Genomic DNA, 13,896 nt, shown 5'->3' with positions numbered 1-13,896 from the left:
TTTTATCCTGTTTAAATGTCTGACTTTTTAAATGATTCAATGGGTGGTGTTCAGCAAACTGCACTGCGGCCATTACTTGTCTGTGTCATTCGTGCTGAGTCGCAGGCAATCCGCCCGGGATGAATTACACTTTAAGTATGCGCTCGCCTCGACCTATGCCTGAGCCGCCTGTACGTACGGTTTCCAGAATCGCTGCACGGTCTATCGCATCAATAAACGCGTCCAGTTTGCCTTTATTTCCGGTCAGTTCTATGGTGTAGGTTTTTTCTGTGACATCAATAATCCTGCCACGGAAAATATCAGCGGTACGCTTAATTTCCTCACGCTCTTTACCAACGGCACGCACTTTGATCAGCATCAGTTCGCGTTCAATATGCGCCCCCTCGGTCAGATCCACCACTTTGACCACCTCAATCAGGCGATTCAAATGCTTGGTAATCTGTTCGATGATGTCATCGGAACCCGAAGTCACGATCGTCATACGCGACAACGTCGCATCTTCAGTCGGCGCCACAGTCAGGGTTTCGATGTTGTAACCACGCGCAGAAAACAAACCGACCACGCGCGACAAAGCACCAGCTTCGTTTTCCAGAAGAATAGAAATAATGTGTCTCATTACAAATCCTCCGAACCCAGTAACATTTCAGTCAGCCCTTTGCCGGCTTTCACCATGGGCCAGACATTCTCGGTCTGATCGGTAATGAAATTCATGAATACCAGTCTGTCCTTCATCGCAAACGCTTCACGTACTGCGCCATCGACATCGGCAGGATTTTCTATCTTCATACCCACATGTCCATAGGCTTCAACCAGCTTAGTAAAGTCAGGTAAAGAGTCCATATAGGATTCGGAATAACGTGATCCGTAATCGATCTGCTGCCATTGACGCACCATGCCCAAAAAGCGGTTATTGAGCAGAATGATCTTAGGCGTCAGATGATATTGTTTGCAGGTAGCCAATTCCTGAATACACATCTGTATCGACGCTTCACCGGTAATACAGGCAACTGTTGCTCCCGGATTCGCCATTTGCACACCCATGGCATACGGCAAGCCGACACCCATGGTACCCAGACCACCGGAGTTGATCCAGCGGCGTGGCTTATTGAAACGGTAGTACTGCGCAGCCCACATCTGATGCTGGCCCACGTCGGAGGTCACGAAAGCGTCGCCCTGCGTGACTTCCCAGACTTTCTCCACCACAGATTGCGGCTTGATCACTTCGCTTGAAGTCGGATATTTCAGGCAATCACGGCTACGCCATTCCTCAACCTGTTTCCACCAGGCAGCCAGCGCTTTCTGGTCAGGTCGGGTCTCAACTGTGCGCAACTGGGACAGCATTTCTATCAGCACGTCTTTGACGTTGCCAACGATAGGAATATCCACCTTGACGCGCTTGGAAATCGACGATGGATCAATGTCGATATGAATGATCTTGCGTGGATGCGAAGCAAAATGCTTAGGATTACCAATGACACGGTCGTCAAAGCGCGCGCCAATCGCAATCAACACATCACAATGCTGCATCGCCATGTTGGCTTCATAGGTCCCATGCATGCCCGGCATACCGACGAATTTGGAATCGCTGGCGCGGTAAGCACCCAGACCCATTAAGGTATTGGTGCAAGGAAAGCCCAGCATATCCACCAGTTGATTCAACTCATCGGAAGCATGCGCGAGTATCACGCCGCCACCGGTATAGATCATAGGACGCTCAGCCTGCAACAACAATTGCACGGCTTTACGGATCTGGCCCGCATGACCTTTATCTACCGGCTTGTAAGAACGCATCTCGACTTCTTTCGGATAATGGAAAGAGGTTTTATGCATGCTGATGTCTTTAGGAATGTCCACCAGCACCGGACCTGGACGCCCGGTCGTTGCAATGTAAAATGCTTTTTTGACTGTTTCAGCCAGGTCCCTGACGTCTTTCACCAGGAAATTATGTTTGACGCAAGGACGTGTAATGCCAACGGTATCGCATTCCTGGAAGGCATCCTGACCAATCACAGCGCTGGGCACCTGACCGGAAATTACCACCATAGGAATGGAATCCATATAAGCCGTCGCCAGACCGGTCACCGCATTGGTTACACCGGGTCCGGAAGTCACAATCGCGACACCGACTTTATTGGAGGAACGGGAGTAAGCATCTGCAGCATGGATGGCAGCCTGTTCATGGCGAACCAGCACGTGCTGAAACTTATCCTGATTGAAAATTGCATCGTAGATGTAGAGTACTGCGCCGCCCGGATATCCGAAAACGTGCTCAACACCCTCTTCGGCCAGACACTTAACCAGTATCTCTGCGCCTGTAAACTCTGAACTCATTATGTTGTCCTTTCAAGGTCCATAGGAAATTGATCGGATGCTCTTTCCTGGCGAAATCGCGATGCAGGTCCGGTAAGCTGAAATCCCTTTATGTGCGGGCATATTCCCCTTCGCATATCCGTTGGACATGGTTCCAGGCAATACTTGAGGCACTCGTTCAATCAGTGGTAAGGCTTTGCAAAGACAGACTTCTCACGCTTGTGGCATGGGTCAGAACAAACAGCTTCATTTAAAGCGCATCTGCTGGCGGCAACATTGTGGGTTGAGCCACGCAGATATTTGGTGCTCCGAGATTTTGGAGCGGACTTATACGGTACTGCGTCGCAGCATTTTGGTCAAGTGGAATTATGTGAATTTCTTATATTCTTCTACAATTTCTTTGAGACAAAAAGGTGCAAATTACAGAACTTTGACAAAGTTAAGGACATGTAGAGTCATTTTTGCTAGCATGTGCGCACTTTTACGGAACAAAAACCGCCAATTCCGGTCCCGTGACCGGGATCAGACTATCTGAATTACCAAGCGAATATTGCCAACAATGGCCACCGACAGAGAATTATCCAGTTTCCTTGAGGGCGTGGAACGGCGTGCTTTTAAGCATGCGATGTATGCCGTCAGGAATGAAGAGTCCGCGCTCGACATCGTGCAGGAAGCGATGATCAAGTTATCCGAAAAATACGGCGACAAGCCAGCGGCCGAATTACCCATGCTGTTTCAGCGCATTTTGCAAACCACAACGCTGGACTACTTCCGCAGAGAAAAAGTCAGAAATACCTGGGTCAGCCTGTTCTCCAGCATCACGCCGGATAATAACCGCGAAGATGACAACTTCGATTTGCTGGAAAGTTATGCCGCCGAAGAAGGAACAGAAGCAGCAGAATCCAGTGCTGATAAAATAGAGCGTGAGCAAGTTCTCAACATTATTGATGAAGAAATAAAAAAACTTCCAGCACGTCAACGGGAAGCCTTCCTCATGCGTTACTGGGAGGACATGGATGTAGCAGAGACAGCTGCCGCAATGGGCTGCTCTGAAGGCAGTGTCAAAACGCATTGCTCGCGTGCCACTCACGCATTGGCTGCATCGCTCAAAGCTAAAGGAATACAGCTATGAACTACTCAAAAGAATCGCAGGATCTCGATTTTGCCTACAAGGTAAGACGTGCGCTCAATGAGTCGGCGGAACAACTCCCTGCCCCGACTCTGGACCGGCTCGCTCAGGCGCGTAAGCTGGCAATGGCGCGCAAGAAAAAAGAAGCGCCGGTTGCAGTGCGCGTATTCAAAGGGGCTTTCGCCGGCAATCATGGCTACTCCTTCAGTGGACCCGGCTCCTGGATGGGCAAACTGGGGCTGGCTTTACCGACACTGGTACTGGTTATTGGCATGTTCGGCATCTATGAATATGAACAACAGCAAAATATCAACGAGCTGGCAGATATAGACGCGACCATGCTGGTCGATGAATTACCTCCTGCCGCCTATGTGGATACTGGCTTTACGGCTTACCTGAACAATAAAGACAATAAAGATAAACCGGAGGATTGAGCGTGTTGTTGAAAGCCTTGCCGCGTATCACAGTCATACTTATCGCTACAGCGACTGCGCTGCCTTTGGCCTATGCTATAGGTGGCGCCTTACCTGCCAGCAGCAATACCTCCACGGTCAAGGCAACGCAGCCCCAGGCTGCGACCAAGCCACTCTGGACGGAATTAAGTGCCACTCAGAAGCAGGCACTCAGCCCGCTGGCTGGCGAATGGGACAAGCTGCCTGAGCTCAGTAAGAAAAAATGGCTGGAAATCGCTGCCCGTTACAACAGCATGAAGCCGGATGAACAGGCTCGCCTGCAAGAGCGCATGCGTGACTGGGTCAAGCTGACACCAGAACAACGTATGGCAGCCCGGGAAAACTACGCAAAATCGACACAGTTGCCAGCTGAAAAGAAGTCAGCACAATGGCAACAGTATCAGCAACTGAGCGATGAAGAAAAGAAACGCCTGGCGGCTGAGCATGAAAAGAAAAAGAGCCTGACCAATCTATCCCCGGACGCGATTAAAAATCCCAATCCACTGTCACCCATTAAACTGGGTCCCAAACCGGCAATTGCACCCAAGCCAGTGTTACAGGCTGCGCCCGCCAGCCTGAGCAACGCAGCACCGGCATCGGTGGCAGTGGAAGCAATTCCTGTCAATACCAGCGCCAGCCCAGCCTCCCAGCCTCAGACGAAGTAAGATGTCAACGATGATTTTGATGGCCCCACCGCTGAAGCGCAGGGTAATTTGTATGGTGTACGAAGCGATGTTGCTGTTTGGCATAGCTTTTGTTGCTGACTTTTTATTTGATGTGCTGACCCAAAGCCGCCATGCGCTCAGTTTGCGCGCCGGACGGCAAGCCTGGCTGTTTCTGGTGTTCGGCGTTTATTTTGTGTATTGCTGGACCCGCAGCGGACAGACGCTGGCGATGCAAACCTGGCGCATTAAAGTGACTGACGACAATGGCGGGCGCATACCAGTTATCAAGGCTATCGTACGCTACTGCCTGGCCTGGATGTGGTTCTTACCGGCGATGGCGCTGGTGTATCAATTTAATCTCAAGCAATGGCCCATGGTGATAGCAGTAAGCGCAGGTGCCGCTGCCTGGGGTGCGACAGCCCTACTGCGCCCTGACCACCAGTTTCTGCATGATCACCTGGCGAAAACACGGTTACTACATATTCCTGCAGTCAGTCAGGACAGCACTACAGACCAGTGAAGTTTTGATGTTAGAGCGAAGGATGATATTCTTACGAAATCATCCATCGAGAAGAATGACATGCAACACAAAGCTCCTCGCCGTACCAGGGAACGCATCCTCGAGCTCTCCCTGCGCTTATTCAATGAATTTGGTGAACCGAATATCACAACGACCGTGATAGCGGAGGAAATGAATATTTCCCCCGGCAATCTTTATTATCATTTTAGAAATAAAGACGATATCGTCAATTCTATTTTTGCTCAATTTGAAGCAGAAATTAATAAGAAACTGGCCTTTCCCCAGGGAAGAAAAGCAAATATTCAGGATGTCTGGACCTACCTGCATCTGACCTTTGAGCTGGTCTGGCGCTATCGTTTTTTCTATCGCGACCTCAATGATCTGTTGTCACGCAATCGCAAGCTGGAACTGAATTTCAAAGAAATTCTGACCCACAAAATTAAGGTTGCGACTGGCTTGTGCACCGGCTTACGGGCGGACGGTGAGTTCGAAGCGACCGACATGGATATCGATGCACTCGCCACCAACATGGTGGTGGTGGCAACGTATTGGCTATCGTATGAGTACGTACGTAATCCGCGCAAATACACCGAACTACAAACCATGTCAGACTCATTAGCGCGTGGCTGCTATCAGGTCATCGTACTGATCAGCCCCTACCTGCGTGGCGAAGCAAAACAGGTATTTGAAAAATTATCTGCCGATTATCTACGTAAGATGAATCAGGAATGAGCGCACTCTGCGTCTATTGCGGCTCTTCGCCTGGCATTTCGCCAATCTATGCCGAGGCAGCCCGTCAGCTGGCAGCGGAGCTGGTCGCACGCGGTCACGAGTTGGTCTATGGTGGCGGCAATGTCGGACTGATGGGCGTGATTGCCGATGAAGTCATGCGCCTGGGCGGCCGTGTTACCGGCGTCATCCCGCAAGCCTTGATGGACAAAGAAGTCGGTCACCGCGGGCTCACCCAGTTGCATGTTGTCGCCAATATGCATGAACGCAAAGCCATGATGGCGGAACTGGCGCAAGGCTTTATCGCCATGCCCGGCGGCATAGGCACACTGGAAGAATTATTTGAGGTTATGACCTGGTCGCAGTTAGGCTTCCACCACAAACCGGTGGGCGTGCTGAATATTCAGGGATTTTATGACGGATTAATACAATTCCTACAACATACAACTGAACAAGGCTTCTTGCGCCCAACGCATCAGGCCATTCTGCAAGCAAGTGCGAACCCGGCACAACTACTCGACCTGCTCGCGGCTTATCACCCTGTAGATACCCATAAATGGCTACAGCAGTGCGATCTGTAAAAGGCAAATTTAGCGCCTGCAACAGGCGCTACAGTCACAATCCGGAATCTGTGGCGGTAATAGAAGGGGATTTCCTATATTTCCTTTAAAACCAGAGTAAAATGCCGCTTCATCCGTTCTTTTAAGTGTTTATTTCAAAATGAAATTCTCCAAGCAATTCTCCCTGTACGAGTCCGAAGCGACCAACTTTCTGCAAAATTTGAAGAAGGCCAATCCACATCTGGAACAAAGCCAGCGCGACGGCCGTGCTTTGCTGTGGGATAAAGCACCGATCGATCTGGATGTAGCGAGCCGCAATAAAGAGTCGCGCGTTGCTCAACAGGCCTATGTCTATCAGAACAAAGGCTGATCTTTCTGTCGCCATTGGCTCATCGACGCTCATTGACTGATACCGCTTGTGACTGACAGCGAAACCAGCAACGCCGGCCTGCCCCTGGTCGGTGCTACAGACACCACACCGGACGTCGTTGACGGCCTGGCGTTTGCCAAGCTGTATGGTGAGCCTTTATTCAAGCTGCCTAACGATCTGTACATCCCGCCCGATGCGCTCGAAGTGTTTTTGGAAGCCTTCGAGGGTCCGCTCGATCTGCTGCTGTACCTGATCCGCAAACAGAACTTCAATATCCTCGACATCCCCATGGCGGATGTCACCCTGCAGTATCTGAAATACGTAGACCAGATCCGCAAACACAATCTCGAACTGGCCGCAGAATACCTGCTGATGGCAGCGATGCTGATTGAGATTAAGTCGCGCATGCTGCTGCCTTCCACCAAGAGCACTGAGGGCGAGGAAGCCGACGATCCGCGCGCAGAACTGGTGCGCCGTTTGCTGGAATATGAACAAATCAAGCTGGCCGCTTATGATCTGAATACGGTACCGCAACTGGGACGTGACTTTTTACATGCCCAGGTCTTTATCGAAACCCAGACCGTCCTGCACTGGCCGCAAGTCGAGATTGCCGATATCCAGGCCGCCTGGGCCGATGTACTCAAGCGCGCGACGCTGGTACAGCACCACAAAATCAGCCGCGAGGAATTGTCGGTGCGTGCGCATATGACCGGTATCTTGCGTAAGCTGCAGTCAACACGTTTTGTCGAATTTTCTGAACTGTTCGACCCCAGCCGTGGTGCGCCGGTGCTGGTGGTGAACTTCGTCGCTTTGCTGGAGCTGGCCAAGGAAACCCTGATCGAAATCACTCAGGCTGAAGCCTTTGCTCCCATCTACGTCCGTCTGGCTTATACCCCAGCCTGATGCTGAATACTTTTTTGAACTTACTCTCTCTTTATTCACCATGAAAATCATTTCATCCATAGAAGAATTGCGCGACCACCTGAGTGGTCAGTTGCGTACGGCTTTCGTACCAACCATGGGCAATCTGCATGAAGGCCACCTGTCACTGATGCGTCTGGCCAAAAAACATGGTGACCCGGTAGTCGCATCGATTTTCGTCAATCGCCTGCAATTTGGCCCTAATGAGGATTTCGATAAATATCCGCGTACCTTCCAGGCTGACGTAGAAAAGCTGGAAAAAGAAGGCGTCTACATCCTCTTCGCACCGACCGAAAAAGATTTGTATCCAGAACCGCAGGAATTCCGTGTGCGTCCACCGGATGATCTGGGCAATATTCTGGAAGGCGAATTCCGCCCAGGTTTCTTCACGGGTGTGACCACAGTCGTACTAAAACTTTTCTCTTGCGTACAGCCTAAGGTCGCGGTCTTCGGTAAAAAAGACTACCAGCAATTGATGATAGTCCGGAATATGAGTAAGCAATTCGCACTGCCGACCGAAATCATCGCGGCCGACACCTACCGCGCCGATGACGGACTGGCACTGTCTTCACGTAATATGTATTTGTCCCCTGCAGAGCGTGCAGAAGCACCGGCGCTGTATCAGACCTTGCATGAAGTGGCGCAGGAAGTACGCAGCGGCCATCTCGATATGTTTGCGCTGGAACGCGCCGCCATGGACAAGCTGCGTGCACGTCAATGGAATCCGGATTATGTCTCCATCCGCAAGCGCGACAATCTGCAACCACCTTCAGCCGGTGACCTGGCGCAAGGTGCGCCGCTGGTCGTGCTGGCTGCCGCGAAACTCGGCGGCACCCGACTGATCGATAATCTGGAAATTTGATGCAGCTGCGTCCGTTCTGCCTGCGCAGCTTAGTCGGCCTCAGCCTGGCACTTGGCTTCAGCCTGACTGCCGCCTCCGCGCTGGCGGCAGTCAGCGTGAAGGATGATGCGCAACGCACGGTCACGCTGGACAAGCCGGCACAACGCATCATCAGCCTGGCACCGCATGCGACTGAATTGCTGTTTCAGGCCGGTGCGGGCAAAAGTATGGTCGCCGTCAGCGATTACAGCGACTATCCGGATGCGGCGCGTCAGTTGCCCTCGGTGGGTAATGTATTCGCACTCGACCTAGAACGTATCGTCGCTTACAAGCCGGATCTGATTGTCATCTGGGGCACGGGCAATGCAAAAAATCTGGCCAATCAGCTACGTAACAGCAAGCTCAATGTGTTTGAAAGTGAGCCTCGCGATTATGACATGGTGGCGACCTCGATAGAGCGGCTGGCTCACCTGGCTGGCACCGACGCACAGGGCAAGGCAGCAGCAGCGCAATTCCGCGAACGCCTGACCCAGTTGCGCAAGACGTACCAATCCGATACGAAACCGGTCAGCGTGTTTTATCAAGTCTGGCAAAAACCGCTGATGACACTCAATGATACGCATATGGTGTCTGCGGCGATCCGGCTATGTGGCGGCCGCAACGTATTTGCCGAACTAAAAGAAATCAGTCCCAGCATTTCCCTCGAAGCGGTGTTGGCTGCCAATCCTGATGCCATCATTAGCGCCGGTGACAGCCCGGATAAATTGCGTGAACAGTGGAAGCCGTACGCAATCCTGAATGCCGTGAAGAAAAATCATATCTATACCGTCAAGGGCGACTGGCTCAACCGAGCCGGACCGCGCATCCTGGAAGGCACAGAAGCCCTCTGTAAGGCGATTGCTTCCGCCCGACAATAGGTATCAGGGATTCTGCATTGAGCACTGTGCGCCGGACACGAAGCACGATGTACCAGGCAAAATACCATTACACCTGCTACAGAATTTGCTGCGATAATAGCGCACTGGCCAGTGTTATCTGGCCTTTTCACTTCTGGATAGATTTATGCGCAAAGGCACTTTACTGGCAGGCTCCGCTTACGTCATATGGGGTTTGTTTCCACTCTACTTTCACGCTTTACAAGCAGTACCTGCCCTGGAAATTTTGCTGAACCGCATGCTGTGGTCGCTATTTTTCCTGATTGGGGTACTGGTCTGGCGTAAGCAATGGAGCTGGATCCGGGAAGCGCTGGCACAACCTAAGCTGATTGCCAGCTTTACGCTGAGCGCTATTCTATTGTCGACCAACTGGTTTGTGTATATCTGGGCAGTCAATGATGGTCATGTGATTGATGCCAGCCTCGGTTATTTCATCACGCCTCTGGTGAATATCCTGCTCGGCTCCATCATGCTGCGTGAACGTCTGCGCGCAGTGCAATGGCTGGCGGTGGGTTTCGCAGCAGCCGGTGTCGCCTGGCTGACCTGGCAAACCGGCCATCTGCCTTGGGTGGGTTTGTTCCTGGCACTGACCTTCGGCACCTATGGACTGTTACGTAAAACGTCCAAGCTGGGGGCACTCGAAGGCTTATCGCTGGAGACGGCAATCCTGTTTCCGTTTGCGCTCAGCTACCTGGGCTGGCTGACCTGGCATGGGCAAAATGCGCTGATTACCCAAAGCACTGATCTCAAGCTGATTTTGATGCTCAGTGGCCCGGTGACTGCGATTCCTTTACTGATGTTTGCCGCCGGTGCACGCCGCATTCCTATGACCACGCTGGGCCTGCTGCAGTACATCGCACCGATGGTGCAACTGATGCTGGGAGTCTGGTTATTCCATGAGCCTTTCGATCAGCATAAATTACTGGGCTTCGTACTGATCTGGGCCGCACTGCTGGTCTATTCGGGTGAGGGACTGTGGATGAATTTCCGCACCCAATCTGGCGCAAAAACCTAATTAATTTAAAGTAAGGTCCGCATGAATACTGGCTCACAGCCTGATTTGGGCTGCATAGTCAGTGTTCATGCGGACTTTTCTTTCTGACGCAAGTTCTGCACCTTCAAAATCCTTGTATCAGCGCAGCCTGGCCGCCGGTAAATGCTGACCATGCTGATGCAGTATTAATTGCTTCACACTGCCATCAGCCAGCTTTTCGAACTGTATGCGGGCCGCCACGCCAACGGCATCAAATTCCGTTTCTGACACCGCGATTAAACCAAACTGCGGCTGACCACTGGCCTGCGCCAGAAAACGCTCACCGTCACGACTGATGGTAATCACAAAGTTCGGTGCCAACTGGTATTGGCCCACATAGGTGTCGAATACCGCAGCAGACAGCGACAGCGCTTTGCCTGCCTGTTTGTCAGTTGAGGACTGCGGTACTACACGCTGCGCAGGCAGCTCGCGCCCCCCCTGCCTCAGCACCAGTTTGCTGAACTTGCCATCACTGTCTTTTTCAAAGCGGATTTCAGCACCAAATTTATCCGATACAAATACTTGCTGCGCCTTAGCCCTGACCTCTACTGCTGGCTGTCCGGTAGCCTGAATCAAAAAACGACTGCCCTCACGCCTGACATTCAACACAAAATTCGGCGCCAGTTGATAGTCACCCACATAGCTGTCAAACACCGCGTCAGACACAGTCAGCGACACCGGTACAGCTTGCTCTGCACTCACGCTGGCAGTTGCCGAAGACTGTTGCCTGGCCAGACTCAAAGGGCTTTGCAACAGCAAAGCGATTGCACAAGTAGAGGAAATGAATAGATGGCGCATCAAAACTCCTGAATGTATGTCTGTAGACACTGCACAGCCACTGCGCGCAGCAATGAGAACACAGGATATTATATGGCCAATTATGTGGCAAATAAAGCAATAATTCCAATTAAACTTCAACTCATTTTCCCACCAGTCTGCAGCAGACTATATCCGGCAGGGACAGCCGACAGCAATTCAGGGTAAAATCGCGGCTTCGCTAGGGGTCCCGCTTTTGCCGGGTGAGAAAAACCCTTATACCTGATCTGGATCATGCCAGCGTAGGAAAGCGCAAAGTCTACAGCCAGTTCTGGTTTGCTTTGGCGGCTACCGTGCAGCGGGTCGCAGGTCTCACTGACCATCAAGAGTAACCATGACATCTACCTCCCGCCCTGCTGTGCACAGCATTTTTAAGCCTGCTTTTCGCCTTTCCCTGCTTGCGCTGGCGATTGCGCAATGCCACACCGCGTATGCAGAGAGTAATGACAGCAGCTTACCGGAAGTCGTGGTCAGCGCCAGCAAAAATAAAGATGGCAAAGCTGAGCGCAGCAAGGCAGCCGGTTTCATCGACGCACCTTTGCTTGATACCCCGTTTTCAGTCAGCAGCTGGACTCAGCAACAAATGCAGGACTTACGCATACGTCAAACCACCGATGCGATGAAATTTGATGCCAGTGTCAACGACGCGTATAACGCAGTTGGCTATGCCGAACAGTTTTCCATTCGTGGTTTTGCGCTCGACAATGCGAGCAGCTATCGCAAAGATGGTTTCGCGATTCCGGGCGACGCCTCAATTCCGCTGGAAAATAAAGAACGCGTCGAAATCCTCAAAGGGATCGCTGGTTTCCAGTCCGGCTTTGCCACACCGGGCGGCGTGATCAACTACGTGACCAAGCGTCCGCTCAACAGCACCTTACGCACGGTGACCACAGAAATATCGGAACGCGGCACGCTGTATGGCGCGACAGATCTTAGCAATTTGAGCGCCGACAAGCAGTTTGGCTACCGCATCAATGCCGCCGGTGAGCGACTGCGTTCTTATGTGAAGGGTGCCAATGGTGAACGTCAGTTTGTCTCTGCGGCGTTTGACTGGCATTTGAATCCTCATTCGGTGCTGCAACTGGATCTGGATTATCAGCATAAATCCCAGCTCTCCGTACCCGGCTTTCAGCTGTTTAACGGCACCTCCCTGCCGCGCGGTGTAAATGCAGAGATGATGCTCAATGATCAGCCCTGGGCCAAACCTGTCGATACACGCAGCAGTAATCTGGGTTTGCGTTTTGAGACACGCCTGAATGCGGGCTGGAGCGCCAGTCTTGCGGCCAATCTGCATGATTTCCATCGTGATGATTACACCGCGTTTCCTTATGGTTGCGGCGCTGCCAACCTGTATCCGGGCTATTGCGCCAACGGTGATTATGATGTGTACGATTATCGCAGCCTGAATGAATCCAAAAAGCTGATCGGCACCCAGGCTTTATTGCAAGGCAAACTGGTCACGGGTAACTTCAGTCATCAAATCGCAGCGGGCCTGTCGACATCGCGTCGCCGCGATTATTTCGGTGACTATGTGTATGAATACGCAGGGTCCAGCAATCTGTTCCGTCCGGTGGCAGTTGGCATCACCAGCAAAGTACCAGGTGCCGCCTATCTGCGCCGCACCGACAAAGAATGGTCAGCTTTCCTGCAGGATGTCATGACTATATCTGAAGCATGGACGCTGCACTTAGGCCTGCGTCACCTGAATATGGAGCGCAGCCAGTCAGACAACCCGGGCTATAACAATGCGCACTGGGTATCAAATGCCGCGCTGGTATATAAGCCACAAGCTGCGGTCTCGATCTACACTTCGTTTGCACAAGGATTGGAGCACGGTGGTATCGCACCTTTCGGTACAGTTAATGCCAATACCATGCTCAATCCGGCCCGTTCACGCCAGCTCGAACTCGGCATCAAAGCCGATCTGCTGCGCGACCTGAGCCTGAGTGCGGCACTGTTCCAGATCAAAAAACCGCTGGAATATACGAATGCCGCGAATGTCTATGTACAAAATGGCGAAGCACAACACACGGGCCTGGAATTATCAGCACAAGGTAAACTGAGCAGCAGCCTGAGCCTGGGTGCCAGCCTGACCAGCCTGCGCGCCGAGCAGCAGGATACGGGCCTGGCCAGCATGGATGGCAAACGGGTACTGAACGTACCGGAGCTGAAAGCCAGTATCTATGCCGACTATGCTGTGGTAGCGGTGAAAGGCTTAAACCTGCAAGCTGCCTGGCAATATTCAGGCAATAAAGCCTTTTCCCCGGATAACAGCGTGATCGTGCCAGGGTATCAGGTCTGGAATTTGGGTGCACGCTACAGCACACAAATCGCTGGTACAGCGACCACGCTGCGCTTCAATATCGATAATGTGGGCGATAAATTTTACTGGCGCGATGTGACCCAATCGCTGGGCGGCTATCTGCTGCCTGGTGCGCCACGTACCTACAAAATATCTGCGCAATTCGATTTCTGAAGCGCGCAGCACTAAGTGTAATGCACGTAAAATTGCGTGCAACGAGGTATAAAAACGACGGCCAGCTGCCGTCGTTTTTTGTTGAAGATCCGACATATTCAGCAACGCACAGGTGCTGGCTAAATTTTGTACAATAGCT

General features: G+C 51.9%; 15 protein-coding genes and 1 riboswitch. Of the genes, 12 read left to right on the top strand and 3 right to left on the bottom strand.

Annotated features, from left to right (window positions below):
• Nucleotides 1–124: 124 nt before the first annotated feature.
• Together ilvN and H8K47_RS03485 are read right to left on the bottom strand one after the other, a co-directional pair.
• Entirely contained in the window at nt 125–616 is a 492-nt protein-coding gene (gene ilvN, locus H8K47_RS03490) for an acetolactate synthase small subunit (protein ID WP_186880049.1), read from the bottom strand.
• Nucleotides 616–2,331, bottom strand: a complete 1,716-nt coding sequence (locus tag H8K47_RS03485; RefSeq protein WP_186880048.1) for an acetolactate synthase 3 catalytic subunit — start codon at nt 2,329–2,331, stop codon at nt 616–618. Before H8K47_RS03485 ends, ilvN begins: the two co-directional genes overlap by 1 nt.
• Before the next feature lie 538 nt (nt 2,332–2,869).
• On the opposite strand from H8K47_RS03485, the gene H8K47_RS03480 reads away from it, so the two are divergent.
• The 11 genes from H8K47_RS03480 to rarD all read left to right on the top strand — a co-directional run bounded on the left by H8K47_RS03480 (nt 2,870) and on the right by rarD (nt 10,447).
• Nucleotides 2,870–3,442 (top strand): RNA polymerase sigma factor, encoded by a 573-nt coding sequence (locus H8K47_RS03480; RefSeq protein ID WP_186880047.1) that lies wholly within the window; start codon nt 2,870–2,872, stop codon nt 3,440–3,442.
• The gene (locus H8K47_RS03475; RefSeq protein WP_186880046.1) at nt 3,439–3,873 is read left to right on the top strand and encodes a DUF3619 family protein; all 435 of its coding nucleotides are present in this window, start codon (nt 3,439–3,441) and stop codon (nt 3,871–3,873) included. Before H8K47_RS03480 ends, H8K47_RS03475 begins: the two co-directional genes overlap by 4 nt.
• Before the next feature lie 2 nt (nt 3,874–3,875).
• Nucleotides 3,876–4,556, top strand: coding sequence for a DUF3106 domain-containing protein (locus tag H8K47_RS03470; protein ID WP_186880045.1), 681 nt, complete (start codon nt 3,876–3,878; stop codon nt 4,554–4,556).
• Nucleotide 4,557: 1 nt separating this feature from the next.
• Nucleotides 4,558–5,076: an RDD family protein gene (locus tag H8K47_RS03465; RefSeq protein ID WP_230405003.1), complete on the top strand. Its 519-nt coding sequence runs from the start codon at nt 4,558–4,560 to the stop codon at nt 5,074–5,076.
• A gap of 60 nt (nt 5,077–5,136) precedes the next feature.
• Nucleotides 5,137–5,808: a TetR/AcrR family transcriptional regulator gene (locus H8K47_RS03460; RefSeq protein WP_162020058.1), complete on the top strand. Its 672-nt coding sequence runs from the start codon at nt 5,137–5,139 to the stop codon at nt 5,806–5,808.
• Nucleotides 5,805–6,386, top strand: coding sequence for an LOG family protein (locus tag H8K47_RS03455; RefSeq protein ID WP_186880044.1), 582 nt, complete (start codon nt 5,805–5,807; stop codon nt 6,384–6,386). The genes H8K47_RS03460 and H8K47_RS03455 overlap by 4 nt, the downstream gene beginning before the upstream one ends.
• 139 nt (nt 6,387–6,525) lie before the next feature.
• Entirely contained in the window at nt 6,526–6,735 is a 210-nt protein-coding gene (locus H8K47_RS03450) for a DUF3460 family protein (RefSeq protein ID WP_186880043.1), read from the top strand.
• A gap of 48 nt (nt 6,736–6,783) precedes the next feature.
• Nucleotides 6,784–7,638 carry a segregation and condensation protein A gene (locus H8K47_RS03445; RefSeq protein WP_329604134.1) on the top strand — a complete coding sequence of 285 codons (855 nt, stop codon included), beginning with the start codon at nt 6,784–6,786 and terminating at the stop codon, nt 7,636–7,638.
• Between the two features lie 40 nt (nt 7,639–7,678).
• A complete protein-coding gene (gene panC / locus H8K47_RS03440; protein ID WP_186880042.1) occupies nt 7,679–8,518 on the top strand; it encodes a pantoate--beta-alanine ligase in 840 nt (279 codons plus the stop codon).
• On the top strand, nt 8,518–9,414 hold the full coding sequence (locus H8K47_RS03435; protein WP_186880041.1) for a cobalamin-binding protein: 897 nt from the start codon (nt 8,518–8,520) through the stop codon (nt 9,412–9,414). The genes panC and H8K47_RS03435 overlap by 1 nt, the downstream gene beginning before the upstream one ends.
• Nucleotides 9,415–9,559: 145 nt before the next feature.
• On the top strand, nt 9,560–10,447 hold the full coding sequence (gene rarD, locus H8K47_RS03430; protein ID WP_186880040.1) for an EamA family transporter RarD: 888 nt from the start codon (nt 9,560–9,562) through the stop codon (nt 10,445–10,447).
• 117 nt (nt 10,448–10,564) lie between these two features.
• Here the strand turns inward: rarD and H8K47_RS03425 are convergent, their stop codons facing one another.
• Nucleotides 10,565–11,263 carry a DUF3471 domain-containing protein gene (locus H8K47_RS03425; protein WP_186880039.1) on the bottom strand — a complete coding sequence of 233 codons (699 nt, stop codon included), beginning with the start codon at nt 11,261–11,263 and terminating at the stop codon, nt 10,565–10,567.
• A 191-nt stretch (nt 11,264–11,454) separates the two neighbouring features.
• Nucleotides 11,455–11,547: riboswitch (TPP riboswitch) on the top strand.
• Between the two features lie 68 nt (nt 11,548–11,615).
• On the opposite strand from H8K47_RS03425, the gene H8K47_RS03420 reads away from it, so the two are divergent.
• A complete protein-coding gene (locus tag H8K47_RS03420) occupies nt 11,616–13,757 on the top strand; it encodes a TonB-dependent siderophore receptor (protein ID WP_186880038.1) in 2,142 nt (713 codons plus the stop codon).
• Nucleotides 13,758–13,896: the final 139 nt, after the last annotated feature.

This window comes from Cognatundibacterium rugosum, assembly GCF_014284365.1.
Taxonomy (GTDB): domain Bacteria; phylum Pseudomonadota; class Gammaproteobacteria; order Burkholderiales; family Burkholderiaceae_D; genus Undibacterium; species Undibacterium rugosum.
The sequence above is the reverse complement of the archived record's forward strand: the minus strand, read 5'-3'. Positions and strand labels throughout refer to the sequence as shown.

Coding starts and splice junctions, on each gene's coding strand:
- ilvN (WP_186880049.1), bottom strand. CDS start 616: ATGAGACACATTATTTCTATTCTTCTGGAAAACGAAGCTGGTGCTTTG.
- H8K47_RS03485 (WP_186880048.1), bottom strand. CDS start 2,331: ATGAGTTCAGAGTTTACAGGCGCAGAGATACTGGTTAAGTGTCTGGCC.
- H8K47_RS03480 (WP_186880047.1), top strand. CDS start 2,870: ATGGCCACCGACAGAGAATTATCCAGTTTCCTTGAGGGCGTGGAACGG.
- H8K47_RS03475 (WP_186880046.1), top strand. CDS start 3,439: ATGAACTACTCAAAAGAATCGCAGGATCTCGATTTTGCCTACAAGGTA.
- H8K47_RS03465 (WP_230405003.1), top strand. CDS start 4,558: ATGTCAACGATGATTTTGATGGCCCCACCGCTGAAGCGCAGGGTAATT.
- H8K47_RS03460 (WP_162020058.1), top strand. CDS start 5,137: ATGCAACACAAAGCTCCTCGCCGTACCAGGGAACGCATCCTCGAGCTC.
- H8K47_RS03455 (WP_186880044.1), top strand. CDS start 5,805: ATGAGCGCACTCTGCGTCTATTGCGGCTCTTCGCCTGGCATTTCGCCA.
- H8K47_RS03450 (WP_186880043.1), top strand. CDS start 6,526: ATGAAATTCTCCAAGCAATTCTCCCTGTACGAGTCCGAAGCGACCAAC.
- panC (WP_186880042.1), top strand. CDS start 7,679: ATGAAAATCATTTCATCCATAGAAGAATTGCGCGACCACCTGAGTGGT.
- H8K47_RS03435 (WP_186880041.1), top strand. CDS start 8,518: ATGCAGCTGCGTCCGTTCTGCCTGCGCAGCTTAGTCGGCCTCAGCCTG.
- rarD (WP_186880040.1), top strand. CDS start 9,560: ATGCGCAAAGGCACTTTACTGGCAGGCTCCGCTTACGTCATATGGGGT.
- H8K47_RS03425 (WP_186880039.1), bottom strand. CDS start 11,263: ATGCGCCATCTATTCATTTCCTCTACTTGTGCAATCGCTTTGCTGTTG.
- H8K47_RS03420 (WP_186880038.1), top strand. CDS start 11,616: ATGACATCTACCTCCCGCCCTGCTGTGCACAGCATTTTTAAGCCTGCT.